Origin of the sequence: Nitrospira sp. BLG_1, assembly GCF_047338595.1 — a bacterium.
GTDB lineage: Bacteria > Nitrospirota > Nitrospiria > Nitrospirales > Nitrospiraceae > Nitrospira_D.
In genome coordinates this window covers 75,398-92,341 of sequence record NZ_JBLFBO010000008.1, presented here as the reverse complement: position 1 = coordinate 92,341, position 16,944 = coordinate 75,398, and the positions used below count along the sequence as shown (strand labels likewise).

At 55.8% G+C, this 16,944-nt stretch carries 12 protein-coding genes; 8 read left to right on the top strand and 4 right to left on the bottom strand.

Features of this window, described 5'->3' with window-relative positions:
• Positions 1-38 precede the first annotated feature (38 nt).
• Positions 39-4,556, bottom strand: coding sequence for a glutamate synthase large subunit (gene gltB, locus ACMTNU_RS09775; RefSeq protein WP_413935056.1), 4,518 nt, complete (start codon positions 4,554-4,556; stop codon positions 39-41).
• Between the two features lie 235 nt (positions 4,557-4,791).
• Between gltB and ACMTNU_RS09770 the strand changes: the two genes are divergently transcribed.
• From ACMTNU_RS09770 to ACMTNU_RS09760, 3 genes are all read left to right on the top strand, one after another.
• A complete protein-coding gene (locus tag ACMTNU_RS09770; RefSeq protein ID WP_413935055.1) occupies positions 4,792-5,796 on the top strand; it encodes a polyprenyl synthetase family protein in 1,005 nt (334 codons plus the stop codon).
• Positions 5,797-5,928: 132 nt separating this feature from the next.
• Positions 5,929-7,254 (top strand): DUF1015 domain-containing protein, encoded by a 1,326-nt coding sequence (locus ACMTNU_RS09765; RefSeq protein WP_413935054.1) that lies wholly within the window; start codon positions 5,929-5,931, stop codon positions 7,252-7,254.
• Positions 7,255-7,346: 92 nt separating this feature from the next.
• Positions 7,347-8,714 (top strand): sigma-54-dependent transcriptional regulator, encoded by a 1,368-nt coding sequence (locus tag ACMTNU_RS09760; RefSeq protein WP_413935053.1) that lies wholly within the window; start codon positions 7,347-7,349, stop codon positions 8,712-8,714.
• 49 nt (positions 8,715-8,763) lie between these two features.
• On the opposite strand, the gene ACMTNU_RS09755 is transcribed toward ACMTNU_RS09760, so the two are convergent.
• From ACMTNU_RS09755 to ACMTNU_RS09745, 3 genes are all read right to left on the bottom strand, one after another.
• Positions 8,764-9,504, bottom strand: coding sequence for a nucleotidyltransferase family protein (locus ACMTNU_RS09755; RefSeq protein ID WP_413935052.1), 741 nt, complete (start codon positions 9,502-9,504; stop codon positions 8,764-8,766).
• A 90-nt stretch (positions 9,505-9,594) separates the two neighbouring features.
• Complete coding sequence (locus ACMTNU_RS09750) at positions 9,595-10,698, bottom strand: aminoglycoside phosphotransferase family protein (protein WP_413935051.1); 1,104 nt, start codon at positions 10,696-10,698, stop codon at positions 9,595-9,597.
• A 62-nt stretch (positions 10,699-10,760) separates the two neighbouring features.
• Positions 10,761-11,162: a VanZ family protein gene (locus tag ACMTNU_RS09745; protein ID WP_413935050.1), complete on the bottom strand. Its 402-nt coding sequence runs from the start codon at positions 11,160-11,162 to the stop codon at positions 10,761-10,763.
• Positions 11,163-11,260: 98 nt separating this feature from the next.
• Here ACMTNU_RS09745 and ACMTNU_RS09740 point away from each other — a divergent pair, with 98 nt between their 5' ends.
• From ACMTNU_RS09740 to ACMTNU_RS09720, 5 genes are all read left to right on the top strand, one after another.
• Positions 11,261-13,462, top strand: coding sequence for a glycoside hydrolase family 57 protein (locus ACMTNU_RS09740; RefSeq protein WP_413935049.1), 2,202 nt, complete (start codon positions 11,261-11,263; stop codon positions 13,460-13,462).
• A gap of 131 nt (positions 13,463-13,593) precedes the next feature.
• Positions 13,594-14,598 carry a galactose-1-phosphate uridylyltransferase gene (gene galT, locus ACMTNU_RS09735; protein ID WP_413935048.1) on the top strand — a complete coding sequence of 335 codons (1,005 nt, stop codon included), beginning with the start codon at positions 13,594-13,596 and terminating at the stop codon, positions 14,596-14,598.
• Complete coding sequence (locus ACMTNU_RS09730; protein WP_413935047.1) at positions 14,599-15,984, top strand: CCA tRNA nucleotidyltransferase; 1,386 nt, start codon at positions 14,599-14,601, stop codon at positions 15,982-15,984. It begins immediately after the preceding gene.
• Between the two features lie 82 nt (positions 15,985-16,066).
• Complete coding sequence (locus ACMTNU_RS09725) at positions 16,067-16,261, top strand: MoaD/ThiS family protein (protein WP_413935046.1); 195 nt, start codon at positions 16,067-16,069, stop codon at positions 16,259-16,261.
• A gap of 452 nt (positions 16,262-16,713) precedes the next feature.
• Positions 16,714-16,941 (top strand): hypothetical protein, encoded by a 228-nt coding sequence (locus ACMTNU_RS09720; protein ID WP_413935045.1) that lies wholly within the window; start codon positions 16,714-16,716, stop codon positions 16,939-16,941.
• Positions 16,942-16,944 lie beyond the last annotated feature (3 nt).

The following is a 16,944-nucleotide window of genomic DNA, read 5'->3' as shown; positions in this document are numbered from 1 at the left end:
TTCTAACCCCTTACCTCTAACTTTTCACTTCATACCAGCTAGTGGACTGCACTCGCTTTCCGCTTCCGCTCCTCAATGACGCGTTTGTAATCAACCGGCATCACCTTCACAAACTTTGGTACCGTGGCCTCGAACGCATCAAGCACTTGCTTGGCCTTGCGGCTCCCGGTGTACATAAAGTGTTTGGTGAGCAACCCATGGAGCAGTTGCTTGTCTTCTTTCGTGGTCAACGTCTCCAGTTCGACCATTCCCGTATTACAGCGACTCTGGAACGTCCCTGTATCGTCCAAGACGAACGCCACTCCTCCGGACATCCCGGCTGCAAAATTGCGACCGGTCATACCGAGGACGACCACCACGCCACCCGTCATATATTCACAACCGTGATCGCCTGTCCCTTCGACCACGGTCTGCGCTCCGCTGTTCCGCACGGCAAACCGCTCGCCCGCCATTCCATAGAAATAGGCCTCGCCTTGTGTGGCCCCATAGAGCGAGGTATTGCCGATCAAAATCGTCTCTTCAGGACTATAGAGGATGTTCTTGGGTGGAAAGACGATGATCTTCCCGCCGGACAGCCCCTTCCCAATGTAGTCGTTGGACTCTCCCTCAAGCGTAAGCGTGATGCCTTTCGCCAAAAAGGCCCCAAACGATTGACCAGCCGAGCCGGAAAACTTGATTGAAATCGTGTCTTCCGGCAACCCCTCAGGCCCGTACTTTTTCGCAACTTTACTGGAGAGCACTGTACCGGTCGTCCGGTTGATATTTCTGATCGGCAGTTCAACCGTGACCTTCTCGCCCACCTCGATCGCAGCTTTACAGAGTTCGACGAGCTTATTATCGAGAATATCGGCAAGCCCATGATCCTGCTTCTGCACGCAATACCGCGGCACATCCACAGAGACATCAGGCGCCGTCAGTAGCGGCGTCAGATCAAGTCCCTTGGCCTTCCAGTGGTCGACCGCTTTGGTGATCTTCAGCTTATCGACACGCCCGACCATTTCGTTGATCGTTCTGAAACCAAGCTTCGCCATCAACTGCCGTGCCTCTTCTGCAACAAAGAACAGGTAGTTGACGATATGTTCCGGCTTGCCGTTGAACTTCTTGCGTAGTTCAGGATCTTGCGTCGCAATCCCGACAGGGCAGGTGTTCAGATGGCACTTGCGCATCATGATGCAGCCTTCGACAATCAGCGGGGCCGTCGCGAATCCGTATTCTTCTGCGCCAAGCAGCGTGGCGATGACCACGTCTCTGCCGGTCTTCATCTGGCCATCTGTTTCAACACGGATACGCCCTCGCAGGTCGTTGAGCACCAATGTCTGGTGCGTCTCTGCCAACCCAAGCTCCCAAGGGATACCTGCGTATTTAATGGATGAGAGCGGCGACGCACCTGTCCCACCGGAATCTCCGCTGATGAGGACTTTGTCTGCATGGGCCTTCGCGACACCGGCCGCCACCGTCCCGACACCGACCTCCGATACCAACTTCACCGAGACACCGGCATCAGGGTTGGAATTTTTCAGGTCAAAAATCAACTGGGCCAAATCCTCGATCGAATAGATGTCGTGATGAGGCGGAGGCGAGATCAGTTGCACGCCAGGTGTGGCATAGCGAAAGCGGGCGATGTTCTCGTCCACCTTATGACCGGGCAACTGACCACCTTCTCCCGGTTTGGCCCCCTGTGCCATCTTGATCTGCAGTTCCCGCGCATTCACAAGATAATGCGCCGTGACTCCGAATCGGGCCGACGCTACCTGCTTAATGTAACTATTCTTGGAATCGCCGTTCGGCAAGGGGCGGAACCGCTCTGGATCTTCCCCTCCTTCGCCCGTATTGCTCTTGCCGCCAAGCCGATTCATCGCGATTGCAAGAGTTTCATGCGCTTCTTTGCTGATCGAACCGAAAGACATGGCGCCGGTGTTGAAGCGCTTCACAATTTCCTTCGCCGATTCCACTTCTTCAATCGGAATGGGCTGAGGATCGAACTTGAAGTCCAGCAGCCCACGCAGGTTCGAGCGCCGCTTGCCCTCATCGTTCACGACCTGCGCAAACTCCGCGTACGTCTTCGGGTCGTTTGAGCGGCTGGCATGTTGTAGCTTGTAGATCGTCTCCGGATTCCAGTTATGATGCTCACCCTGGATGCGATAGTGAATCTCGCCCCCGAAATCGAGCTGGCGGATAGCCGCCGGCTCATAGGCTACGCGGTGGCGACGCAGTGTCTCTTCGCCTATTTCGCGGATCCCGACCCCTTCCACGCGCGATGGGGTTCCTGTGAAATAACGGTCAATGAGCTCGCGATTCAACCCGATCGCCTCGAAGATCTGTGCACCGCAGTAGGACTGCACGGTAGAGATTCCCATTTTTGAGAAGATCTTGAGCAGGCCCTTGTTGATCGCCTTGATGAATTTTCCTTCCGCCGTCTGCGCGTCGAGCCCTTCGGGTAGGTAATTGTCACGTTCCATATCGACGAGCGATTCAAACACAAGATACGGGTTGATCGTCCCGGCACCGTACCCGATCAAACAGGCGAACTGATGCACATCACGTGGCTCGCCCGTTTCCAAGATCAACCCTACTTCGGTTCTTGTACACTCCCGAACCAGATGGTGGTGGACGGCAGAAATACCGACCAAACTTGGGATCGGTGCCCACTCCTCGTTCACACCACGATCGCTCAGAATCAGGAACTTGTACCCTTCCTTGATGGCATGCGAGGCCTGTTTGCAAAGATCATCGACCGCCTCACCAAGCCCATCCGGACCTTCAGCGACGCGGAATAACATCCTGAGCGTCTTGCTTTTGAAGTGCGGGTCCGAAATACCGCGGATCTTTTGCAAATCGGCGTTCGTCAGAATCGGCTGCTGCACCTTAATGCGGCGGCAAGACTCAGGCGATTCATCCATCAAGTTCGGCTTCGGACCGATGTTGGTCACCAGCGACATCACGAGCTGTTCCCGAATCGGGTCGATCGGCGGATTCGTGACCTGTGCAAAGAGCTGCTTAAAGTACTTGAACAGGAGTTGAGGCCGATCGGACAGCACCGCCAACGGAGTATCGGTCCCCATCGAGGAGATCGCTTCTTCGCCCGTCACGATCATCGGCGTGATGACCATCTTCAGTTCTTCGACCGTGTACCCAAAGGCCTGCTGCCGCTGGCGAATCGTCGGGTGATCCGGCTGGGGAACGTTCAGCGGGTCCGGCAACTCGTCCAGTGAGACACCGTACTGCGTGACCCAACTACGATAGGGTTTGCGCCCGACGATACCGGCCTTAATCTCTTCGTCATCGATGATGCGGCCCTGCACCGTATCGACGAGGAACATTCGTCCTGGTTGGAGTCGGCCCTTCATCCGAATCTCTTTTGCGTCAGCCGGCAAGACGCCGGCCTCCGATGCGAGGACCACGAGCCCGTCGGTCGTCACGTGATACCGGCAGGGGCGCAGTCCATTTCGATCCAACGTGGCGCCGATCAATTTCCCGTCGGTGAAGCATACAGCCGCAGGCCCGTCCCACGGCTCCATCATGGCCGCATGATATTGATAGAACCCACGGCGATCCAGATCCATCTGAGGATTCGCCACCCATGGTTCGGGAATCAGCATCATCATGGCATGCGGCAGCGAACGGCCGCCAAGCAGCAAGAACTCCAGAGCGTTGTCCAAACAGGCTGAGTCGCTTTGATCCTCGGAGACGATGGGAAAAAGCTTTTCCATGTCCTTCCCGAAGAGCTCCGAATGAAGCCGGCCTTGGCGCGCCTTCATCCAATTGACGTTCCCCTTGAGCGTATTGATCTCGCCGTTATGGCACACATACCGATAGGGATGGGCCCGCGGCCAGGTGGGAAACGTATTGGTGCTGAAGCGCGAGTGCACAAGCGCGAGGGCGCTTACCATCCGTTCATCGGTGAGATCCTGATAGTAGGCCGCCATTTGATGCGGCAACAACAACCCCTTATAGACGATGGTGTTGGCGGACAAGCTCGGAACATAGAAGTGCTCTCGCCCTTGAATGGCCGACTCTGCCACAGCCTTTTCAACTCGTTTGCGAACCACATACAGCTTTCGCTCAAACTGCGTTTCGTTGAACGCATCTCGCGCGATGAAGACTTGCCGCATGAACGGCTCGGTCGTTCGTGCAAGAGCACCGATCTGATCGCTCTTGACCGGCACATCACGCCAACCAAGCAGGCGCAGACCTTCCTCTGCAATGATCTCAGTGAATACCTTCTCGCAGAGCCGTCGGGAGTCGGTAGTGGGAGGCAGAAACAGCTGACCGACTCCGTACTCACCCACCTCAGGCAATACCACACCCGTATCACCCGCAACCCGCTTCAAAAACGCGTGAGGAATCTGTAGCAGAATCCCTGCTCCGTCTCCGGTATGAGCATCAGCACCCTGAGCCCCTCGGTGTGTCAAATTCTCTAAAACTTGGAGTCCCTTACGGACAATGTCATGGGATTTCTTCCCTTTGATGTTGACGACAAAACCAATCCCACAGGAATCCTTCTCATGTTGAGGATCGTAGAGCCCCTGTCGGTTTGGAAATCCGGGAATATTCATAGATCTATCTCGTTCAAACAATGGACGTTTTTCTATATTATGGTGTGAGGAACGGAGCAAGGAAACACCCCTGGGTGGACACACCCTCCCATCCGTATCCAGGGTGGACCTCACCCACATGGGTTACCGTGATGGGAACTTACTGGATGGGTCCTTCCTCTGTCAAGATTGCGTTGGCCCTATACCCCTTTCATTTGCTTGACTTTATTTCCTTGGCTGCCATACCATCCGCCGCATGACACAAGGTCCAGTCATCGCGACCCTGCACAACATGTCGGATGTGTGGGAGTCCTATCGAAGTGAGCTGGACGGAGTGGAGGATCGCGTACGGAAGAACCTCGATTCCAGCGTGACCTTGGTCAATACCGTCGCCGCACACATCCTGAGCGGCGGAGGGAAACGGGTCAGGCCTCTCCTCTTGCTCCTCTCCGCCCGCCTCTGTGGATATACCGGAGCTGAGCATCACCAACTTGGCAGTATCGTTGAATTCATCCATACGGCTACCCTCTTGCACGACGATGTGGTGGATGATGCCGATCTCCGGAGGGGAAGACGAACCGCGCGCAAGGTGTGGGGAAACCAAATCAGTATTCTAGTCGGCGACTACCTCTATACGAAAGCGATGTGTAAGGTCGTCGAATTTCAGAGTCAGGGGATTAATGAAGTCCTCGCCGAAGCCTGCAAGAAGATGGCAGAGGGGGAAGTGTTGCAGCTCTACTATAACGGAAATCCCTCCATGCCCGAGATCGATTACATCAAGATCGTCGAACACAAGACGGCGGGATTGATTGCAGCGGCGTGCCGCATGGGAGCCATTCTCGCCGAAGCATCCGAACCGCAACAGGACGCGCTGTTTCGCTTCGGCCAATATCTCGGCATCGCCTTCCAAGTGGCAGATGACACGCTGGATTACATTGCAAACGGCGAATCACTCGGCAAAACGATCGGGCAGGACCTCCGACAGGGAAAGGCGACGCTGCCGCTGCTGCATTTGTTACAGCAATGCTCCGAACAGGACCGTCAGATGATCAAAGATCGCATGGAAACGCGAACACTGAGCACGACGGATTTGGAGCGCATTCTGTCACTGATGGCCAATTTCGGGTCGATTACCTATGCCATGGATCGCGCCCGCGCATACATCACGGCCGCGAAGGATGAACTGGACTGCTTCGAGGATAGTACGGCGCGACGCGCCCTATCCGTCGCTGCGGACTATATGATTACCCGAGACCGGTAACAGTCTTCCCGCCAATCGGAACAACGCCAGGCCGTGGGAGCGGCACGGCGTCGGGCGAAAGGACCCCGCTCTCTCCTGTAACCATCAAACCGGCGTCGCTGTTACGAACACGACATTGCCAGGGAGTTGCTCATGTCACAGGTTTTTCCGTTCCACGGTCTGCGGTACGATCAGACGCTCGTCGGAGCAATCACGGAGGTCATCGCCCCACCATACGATATTATCGATGCAGCCGGACAGAAACAGCTCCATGACCAACATCCCCACAATATCATCCGCATGGAACTAGGGCTCGACCAGCCCGGTGACAGTGCGACGCACAACCGCTATACCCGTGCGGCTGCAACGCTCCAAAGCTGGATCACGGAAGGGATCCTCAAGCGTGATGCGCAACCGACCATCTATTACCACACAATCGAATATCGTCCACCCTACTCAGCTCCCGACGCTCCCACGAAAGTGCTGCGTGGATTCCTGGCATTGGTCAAACTGGAGGCGCTGGACTCCGGGCACATCTATCCTCATGAGAACACGCGTGCGGCAGCGAAGACCGATCGGCTGAATCTCATTGAGGCCTGTCGAGCGAATTTCAGCCCAATCTGGTCGCTGTACTCCGATCCACAGGGAATCATTATCCAGCTTTTGGAAACCGAGACAAACGGCAAACCAGCCTGCTATGACTTCCAGGACGAGGCCGGTTGTCGAGAACGCCTGTGGACTGTCACCGACAACCGCGTGCTGAAACAGATCACCGAGGCCATGCAGAGCAAGCCGCTGTTCATTGCTGACGGCCACCACCGCTATGAAACGGCGTTGAATTATCAAAAACTCCGGCGACAACAGGCCTCTACGCCGACAGGCCCGCAGCCCTACGACTCAGTCCTCATGCTGCTCGCCCCGCTTGAGGATCCAGGATTGACGGTGTTACCCACACACCGGGTCACCACCACTCCGTTACCTCCGTTTGAACAGATCAAGCAAATGCTGGGCGACGTGTTTGAGTTTCGAGAATTTCCCTTTACCCCATCCTCACGCCACCAGATTTGCACACAATTCCTCACCAGCCTACGGACGGAAGGGACGAAGGCGCCGGTGTTTGGCCTGGCAAGACAAGGGGATCCTCGATACGTGACCCTCACGCTGAAGCCGAGTCATCGGCCTTCCGCAACGGCTTCACCTCGCACTAAACTCGACGTCTCCCTGCTGCAGCAGCTCATCGTCACCAAACTCTGCCGAACCCAACAGGAGCAGGAGGCGATTCTCTACACCAAGGATGACCTTGAGGCCCTCGATTGGGTGTACCGTGGAACAGGGACCGGAGCCTTGTTGCTGAACGCGACCAAAGTCAGCGAAGTCCAGGCCGTCGCAGCGGCGGGAGAACGCATGCCGCACAAGTCCACGTATTTCTATCCGAAACCGTTGACCGGGCTCGTCATCAATGTCATGGGCGGTCAGTGAAGGGTGGTGAGTGGGCAGTGAGGGGTTGTCCGCACGAGCATACAACAGCATCGTTGCTTCACGTTTGACCCATCACACCTCACGTCTGATGTATGAACGCAAAGATTCTCATCGTTGACGACGATCCAGACATCGTACTGATGCTGGAGGATCGACTGCAGGCCTCCGGATACAAGACCGTTACCGCACTTGATGGACAGCAGGCTCTTGATCTCATTGTGCATGAGTCGCCTCACCTCGTCCTGCTGGACCTGACGTTACCCAAACTCTCCGGCCTTGATGTGCTCAAGCGCTTAGCTCAGATGAAACCAGCGGACAGCCCTCCGGTCATCGTAATGACCGCGCATGCTTCCATTCAGGCCGCCGTCGAAGCCATGAAAGAAGGCGCGTACGACTTTCTGACCAAGCCTCTCGACAATGACCATCTCCTCATCGTCATCCGTAAAGCGCTGGAGCGGGACACACTCCGACGACACGTTGCTTATCTCCGCTCTGAGGTTGACGGTCGTTATGCGAATATCGTAGGCAACAGCCCATCGATCCGCTCCGTCGTTGAAGCAGCACAGCGAGCCGCCAAATCCGATGCCGGGGTGTTACTGCTAGGTGAGAGTGGGACGGGGAAAGAACTCTTTGCACGCTCGATTCATCAGTGGAGTCCTCGTTGTGCCATGCCGCTCATCGTCATTAACTGTGTGGCGTTGACCGAGACACTCCTCGAGAATGAACTCTTCGGCCATGAACGCGGGGCATTCACTGGAGCGGATCGGCAGCAAAAGGGCAAACTGGAAATGGCCGATGGTGGTACGGTCTTCCTCGACGAAATTGGGGATATGCCGCTCACCCTGCAGGCCAAGCTGCTCCGTGTACTTCAAGACCGGGAGTTCCAACGCGTCGGTGGATCCAAAACCGTATCAGTCAACATCCGCATCATCGCCGCCACCAATAGGGACCTTCGGCAGGCCGTCAAGACGGGGCAGTTTCGGGAAGATCTGTACTTTCGTCTCAATGTCGTCACGCTGACGCTCCCACCACTCCGTGAGCGCCAGGGAGATGTTCCCGCGCTTGCACAATTCTTCTTGGAGCGACACACGCGAGATGCTAAGCGCACCGGGATGGTCCTCAGTCCGGCTGCCGTGGAGGCGTTAACCCGATACCCATGGCCCGGCAATATCCGCGAATTGGACAACGTCATCGCCCGAGCCGTCGTCCTCAGCCCCAAAGACACGATCGAGCCGGACATGCTGGCACTCCTATCAGATGATGGAGATCTCCGTCAGAACGAGGAGGACGCGCTACAATCCTACCTCGACCTGCCCTACCATGAGTCCATGGAGGAGCACAGCCGGTACATCATCACACGCGCCATGGAACGGGCCGAGGGCAATCAAACCAAAGCAGCCGAGTCGCTCAAACTCCAGCGCACTTATCTCGCACGCCTCCTCAAACATCAAAAAGTCTAAGCGGCACGGCGGACTCGGCCAAACAGCACACTGTTGACGAGTCTGGTGATTAGTGAGATATACCGTGAGGGGAACGTTCTTCCAATCGAATCCGCCCGGAACGGGCATCGTGCTCCGCCTGTGTATAGCGTTCGGTCGTTCCGATGTCCGACCAGTATCCGTGAAGATCATAGCCAAGTACGGGTTCTCCCTGTTCGATAGCCGCCACGTAGGGATCAATGATTGAGGACACAACCCCCTTCGGCACTTGCTGCAACAGCCGGGGATGAAGGATGTGAATCCCTGCAAACATACGCCGTGCGATCGTCGTAGCCTCTCTGACTCCTCGCCCCGTGATCCGCACGATCCGATCCTGCTCTCCCACCTCGACCAAGCCCCAGCGCTCGGCATCCTGATCTTCCCGCAAGGCCAAGGTCGCCGCCGCTCCTCGCGAGCGATGAAAGTCCCGCAAGGCTTCGAGATCGAGTTCGACCAACGTATCCGCGTTCAGGATCAACACCGGTTCTCCTGAAAAATATGGCTCGGCCTTCTTGATGCCTCCGCCGGTTCCGAGGATGATCGGTTCATGGGAGTAGATGATCCGCATCCCGAACTTCGAACCGTCGCCCAACGCCTGCTCGATCATTGGCCCGAGATAATGCAAATTGATGACGACGTGGTGAAATCCATGCCGCTTCAGCAGCAATAAATTCCAGACAATGAGCGGGGTACCGGCAATCGGGAGTAACGGCTTAGGAATTGTGTTCGTCAACGGCCTGAGGCGAGTCCCCAGACCAGCCGCTAGAATCATGGCTCTCACAGGATCTAGTGCTGGGGACTGAGTGCTGAGTGCTGAGTCAATAATTCGATGCTCAGTCCTCAGTCCTCATCCCTCAGTCCTCTATTGCAATTCAGGCACATATGGAGCGAGATGCTTCCGGAGCGGTTCCAACTCCCGATATTTTTCAAGATTCCGTTTGACGTAACTCAGGACACGAGGGATATCCGCCAAAAACTTCGGATTGCCCTTGATGCGATCGATGTAAACGAACCGACCGGCTGCCTTCAGATTTCGCTGGACACTCGTGAGATCAAACAGGCGGCGGAAGGCCGCTCGATCGATACCTCCGACACCTTGGTCGGTCATTTGGTCCTGATAGTACTCCACTAATTCATCGACCAACGCCTCATCGAGTTGGATGTAGGCATCCCGCACCAGTGACGCCAAGTCGTAGGTGGCCGGCCCCATCAACGCATCTTGAAAGTCGATCACACCAAGTCGTGTTCCGTCGACCATCAGGTTACGGGAATGATAATCACGATGCGTAAAGATCTGCGGTTGACCGGCTAACTGATCGGCAATATTCTTGAACACTCCCCGAATAGCCTCCGCATCGACATCGGCCAACGGGTTGCCGTTCCGCACCTCGACTCCATACTCCAGAAAGTGCTCAAACTCCCACATCAGTAACGGAGCATCAAACCCACGATGAAACGCAAGACAGGTGCGATCATTCGCCTTGGTAACGTTGATCTGCATCTGCACGAGCACGTCAATAGCCTGCCTGTAAAGCGACTTCACCTGAGCCTGATCGGCACGACTCACGGCATCCGCTAAGGTCACATCGCCGAAATCTTCCAGATACAGGAGTCCTGCCGACTGATCATAATAGTAGAGTGTCGGCACGGGGACCTGTACTCCGGCCAAATGAGACCGGATATTGATAAACGGCAATTCCGCAATCTGATGTGCCGTTCCACTGACCGCCTCCTCGGACTGTTTGAACCCTTCCGGCTCAGCAAGCTGCATCACGATGACAGAATGCGGCGGCCCTCCCGTCAGGGTTGCACGAAAATACCGTCGGTTGGAGGCATCACCGGCCAACGACGTGGTGGTCTGCAGGCCAAGACCCGGCCGCAATTTTATCGCGATCGCATCGGCCAGGACGGCAGGATCTGGAGATGCTAACTGTATCTTGGGAGAAGTCTGATTGCCCGTGACCATATCTCGCTGAGTATAGCGGGCATCCGGCAGCTTGTCACGAATGCTGTATTGTTCAGCTGGCTTCAGGGTGAGGTTTCTGGAACGGAATTCATCGGTCGCAGACTCAGTACCCGATGCATGACACCTGCCCCGATTGCTCCACCGATTGTATCGGCCACCCAATCGAGCCAACTAGACTCTCGAAACGGAACGAAGGCTTGATGGATTTCGTCGCTGACTCCATACAACGATGTGAAGACGATGGCCAACAGCATCGCCTGCCGTCGCCAGCCCTCCCGCGAAGTCGCGTAAAAAGCCCGGTAACACAGAGCACCCAACACCGCATATTCAACGGCATGTAAGACTTTATCACTGAAGTGAGTGACGAACGGCACCTGTTCTTCAGGGTGCGACTGCGACGACATGTAGAAAATAAGCGCAGTATACGCACAAACCGGCCCCCACGAATGCAGAAAACATTTCATATCATTTCCCCAGTGCTCCACGTCTCCAAAAACCTCTCCGCAGATTGCATGCCTATACCCCCTATGACATACTCAAAAAACGAAAGGAATCGGCCGCGATGAAGCAGGTCCACATCTGTTTTTTCTGGCACATGCACCAGCCCTACTACACGGACCCGGTAACCGCATCGGCCAGTATGCCGTGGGTACGCCTCCATGCGACCAAGGCCTACTATGATATGGCCTATGTACTCCAACAATTTCCAGAGGTACACGCGACATTCAACTTTACCCCATCGTTGCTCCTCCAGTTACAAGAGATTGGAACCGGAGCGGTGCTCGACCTGTTTCTCGAACACGCCCAACGACCAGCGGCAGAGCTCATGCTCGAAGAAAAGGCTTTTTTGGTTCGGCATTTCTTTTCCGCCAATTGGGCGACCATGGTTCGTCCCTATCCCCGATACCATGAGTTGCTCGTCAAACGAGGGTTGGAGGTCAGTGATCACGATCTTCCTCGGATCGCCCGTCAGTTTTCAACACAAGAACTCTTGGATCTTCAAATTTGGCACAACCTGGCCTGGTTCGGATACGGCACCATCCGACGGTATCCTCGCCTGGCTGAGCTGCGCCAGAAAAATCGTGGCTTCACCGAGGATGAAAAACAGGAGGTTCTCGCACTGCAGCGTACAGCGGTCCAAGAGATTGTCCCGTTGTACCGGCGACTCATGGAACGGGGACAAATCGAGCTCACCACGACTCCCTTCTTTCATCCGATTCTGCCGTTAGTCATCGACACCGACATCACCCGTCGCGCCAGACCAGACCTCCCCTTGCCGGCCAGATTCCGGGCCCAGGACGATGCAGAGGCGCAGCTCCGAGAGGCTGTCCTCTTTCATCAACAGACGTTCGGGCAGCCTCCATCCGGCCTGTGGCCGTCAGAAGGATCGGTCTGTCCCGAGATGCTTCCGCTTGTCCATCAAGTAGGCCTGCGCTGGTTAGCCACCGACGAAGGCATTCTGGCTCGATCCCTCGCAATGGGCGGTCAGCCATGGCAGCGATCATCCGCCCTGTATCAACCGTACCACATCGGTGAGGCCGGCCAATCCCTGGCCATCCTGTTCCGCGACCGTGAGATCTCCGATGCCTTTGGATTCGTGTATCACAAGACGACGCCGGAAGCGGCTGCCGAGGACGTCACGCGACGGTTGCAAGGAATCATCCAAGACAGCCCTCAAGAACGACTCCTCATTGCCATTGTATTGGACGGTGAAAATCCTTGGGAACATTACCACGACGGAGGCGAACAATTCCTCTCGCTTCTCTATGAAAGCCTGACGCACCATGCATTGGATCAGGCCGGACAACTGACGGTCCACTCTTCAACCGTCTCCACCGCGCTGGCCTCGATGCCGCCCACACAGCACCTCTCCGCACTTCATTCAGGTTCCTGGATCAATTCCGATTATAAGATTTGGATCGGACACCAAGAAGACAATCGTGGGTGGGACCTGCTTGGGCACACTCGCACGCAACTGCTGGATCGTGTGACGAGTCTTCCGCCTGATCGTGCTCAAGCCGCCTGGCGTGAGCTGTACGCCGCAGAAGGAAGTGACTGGTTCTGGTGGTACGGTGACGATTTCGACACCGACTTCAAGCCCGAATTCGATCGCCTCTTCCGAACGCATCTCCGCAATGTCTGGACGCACATGGGCCTCCCGCCTCCAGACCAACTCAACCAAGCAATCTGCGCGAAAGGGATGCCGTTTGATTCCGAGATGGTTCAACAGCCAGTCGGTCTTCTCACACCCACCATCGACGGTAGGGTCACCAACTTCTTTGAATGGCGAGGAGCGGGCACTATCAGTACCCAGCCGCCCCTCGGAGCCATGTGGAAGGCCGATGGGATCTTCACGGCCATCCGCTTCGGCTGGAACCTCGATCAGTTTGTCATGCGATTCGACGTCGATGAGACCAATCTTAAGAAAGACGGTTTCGACGTCGAGATCGTGTTCCAAGGCCTACAATCCAAGTATCGACTCACGTTTCCTCTCTCCTTGTCAGGCCCAGGCGAATTTCAATTGTCTCGCCGGACGACAACGGATACCTGGCAAACAGTCGGTTCCCGTCAGTCGATTCACGCACAGACCGTCTTGGAGTTGGCGATCCCCTGGAAGGACCTTGATCTGGAAACAGGACAGACGATTCAGCTTTCAATCGCGGTGCAAGAACATGGCCTCGAAGTGGCCCGGTACCCCAGCCAGCGTCCCGCCGTGCTTACCGTGCCGGGACCGGACTTTGAAGCAGGAATGTGGAGAGTGTGATGCATGATGGTAAGGAGTAAAGAGTGAGGCGTCAGGGGTGAGAAGAAGTTCGGTGGCCTTCAGCTGGTCTCAGTCAGCTTCTTTCGCCTCACCCCTTACCCTTCACCCCTTATCTAACTAGGAGGAAACAGATGCCCGATCTACGACGTGATCCGATAGTCGGTCGCTGGGTGATTATTTCAACGGAACGCAGCGGCCGCCCCCATGATTTCATCACCCCTCAATCGGCTCGAACGAATGCCGCGTCGCTTTGCCCGTTTTGTCCCGGACAAGAACGCTTGACCCCGAAAGAAATCATGGCCTATCGGCCACAACCGGCAGCTCCCAACACCCCAAATTGGACCGTACGGGTCGTCCCCAACAAGTTTCCCGCACTCCAGGTGGAAGGCGAGATGGGACGCGAAGGCATCGGTCTCTACGATCGGATGAACGGGATCGGTGCGCATGAAGTCATCATTGAAACTCCGACGCATGTCGAAGGCCTTGCCGAGATGCCGACGAAGCGAATCGAGGATATGCTATGGGCCTATCGCGACCGGATACTGGATCTGCGCAAAGATCTGCGGTTCCGCTATATCTTGATTTTCAAGAACCATGGATCTTCCGCCGGGGCCACATTGGAACACAGCCATTCCCAACTGATTGCCCTCCCGATCATCCCGACCAGTGTCCAGGAAGAGCTGGATGGGTGCCACCAGCATTATCAGAAAAAGGAACGGTGCATCTACTGTGATATCCTCCGGCAAGACCTGTCCGATGGAGAACGGGTCGTGGCAGAAAACCCCGAGTTCCTCTGTGTGACTCCGTTCGCGCCGCGTTTTCCGTTCGAGATGTGGATCCTACCCAAGCGTCATGCGGCATACTTCGAGGAAAGTCAGAAGTCTCAATTCGAGTTTCTCGCCCCGATCCTTTCAGAATCGTTGCGTCGTATGGACAAAGTGTTGGCACGCCCACACTACAACTTCATCCTCCATAGTTCTCCCTTGCATGAAAAAACCGGGGATTACTACCACTGGCACCTCGAGATTATTCCCAAACTGACGCAAGTCGCCGGCTTCGAATGGGGAACAGGGTTCTACATCAATCCGGTCTCGCCGGAAGAATCGGCCAAGTTTCTCCGTGAAGCAGGGATCTAAGTGCCGACCCGCTTCCGCCTAGAGGATCCGGCCCTTGCAGGCCTCCTCCGCCGTCTTGAAGAACGCGTCCGTGGAATGGGCGGCAGAACCTGGGTAGTGGGCGGAACTGTTCGCGACCTCGTCCTAGGGCGACAGCCCCGTGATCTGGATCTGGAAGTCACCGGTCTCCCAGCAGGACAGCTTCATACCTTACTGTCTGAACAGTACTCCGTCCAATTCGTAGGCAAGGCCTTCACCGTATTCAAACTCCAGGGGCTTCCTGTCGACATCTCTATTCCCTCCCGCCTCCACACCGGCGAGAGCACATCGATTCCTGGCCTGCTGCGACAAACCGATCCCGACATGCCGATCGACGAGGCACTGGCGCGACGTGATTTTACGATCAACGCCATGGCCTGGGATCCTGACACGAGGGAGCTCCGTGATCCCTTCAATGGTCGAGAAGACCTCGCGGCTGGTCGGTTACGCCACGCCTCACATCAGTTCGTGGAGGATCCCTTGCGGGTACTCCGAGCTATGCACCTCGCGGCCCGCTTCGAGCTCAACGTGGTACCAGAGACGATTGCACTCTGCCGAACCTTGTCGCAGGAAGGGCAGCCGAGTGAGCGGCTGTGGGAAGAATGGAAGAAGTTTCTCCTTCTGAGTCGAAAGCCCTCTCTTGGGCTCCACTTTTTAGACCAATGCGGCTGGCTCCGCTTCTATCCGGAACTCGCAGCACTTCAAGGCTGCCCTCAGGATCCTCGCTGGCACCCGGAAGGCGATGTCTGGATTCACACCCTCCACTGTTTGGACTGGTTTGCAGCAGAACGCACAGGCCATGAACGTGACGATCTGATCGTGGGATTGGGTATCCTCTGCCATGACTTCGGGAAACCGGCGACGACGAAGAACGACGGTGAGCACATCACCTCTCGAGGACATGAATCGGAAGGAACCGAGCCGACGAAAACCTTTCTCGAGCGACTGACCAACCAACCAGACGTGATGGATGACGTCATCCCCCTCGTACAGTGCCACCTCCGTCCCCGCGCACTCTTTGATGTTCGGGCCTCCGACAGTGCAATCCGACGTCTCGCGAGACAGGTCACTCGCATCGATCGTTTGGTCCGTGTCGCTCGGGCCGATCATGCAGGCCGTCCACCGAAACCGTTCGATGGATTCCCTGCTGGAGACTGGCTCCTGACCCGCGCCACATCGCTGGCCGTAGATCGGCAGGTCCCGCTCCCCCTCGTGATGGGCCGTCATCTGTTGGAACTCGGCGTTCAGCCTGGACCGGACATGGGCCGATTGCTGGATGACTGTTTCGAAGCACAGTTAGATGGAGAATTTGCAACATTGGAAGAAGGACTGGCCTACGCCAAAAGCAAGCTGTCGGCTCTATGCTAAGCGACTTCGGCTTCCACGAACAGCTCATGTGCACGCGCATCTCCTCTTGCCCCTTGATCCCAGTTACTCGTATTATTAGAGTATGCAGGTCCAACTGAGCCACCCTTCACGATCAATCACGATCAAAGGTCCGAAACGAGCCAAGGATCTCCTGAGAGAGTTGAACTTGGTCGTCGAAGCACACCTCGTTATTCGAGGAGATGAATTGGTGACCGAGGATGAGTTGCTCTTCGATCAGGACCAGATTGAAATCAGACCGGTGATTTCAGGCGGCTAGGGCACACACCACTTCACTCCGCAAGATGTCTCTCTAGAATCCATATTAATAGGAATACGCATATATCGTATTTCGCCTCACGGACTTCATCATCACCTCGTGGTCGCAAGACCGGAGCTCCCCTCTCGTTCAAATCGACTACTTGGCATGTCTCATCCAATTCTTTCTGGGTTTGGGAACATCCGCCCACCACGGCAGCTCCCAGTCCACACCCATGAACTGAGGCGGTTTAGCTCGATCCCGACTATTCTGCTACAGTCCCCTGTAGGAAGAACCATTCGAGCGTTCATGAGAAAGATTTTCTAACTTACTGATTCATCGCTACTCTTGGTCTCATGTGAGAAGGAGCCAGGAACGGCATCACCTTTGCTGTATACCTCCTCAAGTGCCAATGAACGGCACACATTCTTCTAAACTCTTATAAGGGGGTTCTTATAATGAAGAGCATGTTGATGGCAGTGATGGCAGTGGCAGTGGCAGTCACCTTCAGCGCACCGGCGTTCGCCGGCGACAAGCCAAAGGAAGAGAAGAAGGGCGGCCATGTTGTGATGGCTGAAGAGAAGAAGAAGAAGGATGGCCATGTCGATGAGACCTTCGGTGATAAGCCAAAGGAAGAGAAGAAGGGCGGCCATGCCGACACCTTCGGCGATGAGGGCAAGAAGGACAAGGGCGGCAAGTAAGTT

Coding starts and splice junctions, on each gene's coding strand:
- ACMTNU_RS09765 (WP_413935054.1), top strand. CDS start 5,929: ATGTCACAGGTTTTTCCGTTCCACGGTCTGCGGTACGATCAGACGCTC.
- ACMTNU_RS09750 (WP_413935051.1), bottom strand. CDS start 10,698: ATGGTCACGGGCAATCAGACTTCTCCCAAGATACAGTTAGCATCTCCA.
- ACMTNU_RS09725 (WP_413935046.1), top strand. CDS start 16,067: ATGCAGGTCCAACTGAGCCACCCTTCACGATCAATCACGATCAAAGGT.
- ACMTNU_RS09760 (WP_413935053.1), top strand. CDS start 7,347: ATGAACGCAAAGATTCTCATCGTTGACGACGATCCAGACATCGTACTG.
- galT (WP_413935048.1), top strand. CDS start 13,594: ATGCCCGATCTACGACGTGATCCGATAGTCGGTCGCTGGGTGATTATT.
- ACMTNU_RS09740 (WP_413935049.1), top strand. CDS start 11,261: ATGAAGCAGGTCCACATCTGTTTTTTCTGGCACATGCACCAGCCCTAC.
- ACMTNU_RS09745 (WP_413935050.1), bottom strand. CDS start 11,162: ATGAAATGTTTTCTGCATTCGTGGGGGCCGGTTTGTGCGTATACTGCG.
- ACMTNU_RS09720 (WP_413935045.1), top strand. CDS start 16,714: ATGGCAGTGATGGCAGTGGCAGTGGCAGTCACCTTCAGCGCACCGGCG.
- ACMTNU_RS09755 (WP_413935052.1), bottom strand. CDS start 9,504: ATGATTCTAGCGGCTGGTCTGGGGACTCGCCTCAGGCCGTTGACGAAC.
- ACMTNU_RS09770 (WP_413935055.1), top strand. CDS start 4,792: ATGACACAAGGTCCAGTCATCGCGACCCTGCACAACATGTCGGATGTG.
- gltB (WP_413935056.1), bottom strand. CDS start 4,556: ATGAATATTCCCGGATTTCCAAACCGACAGGGGCTCTACGATCCTCAA.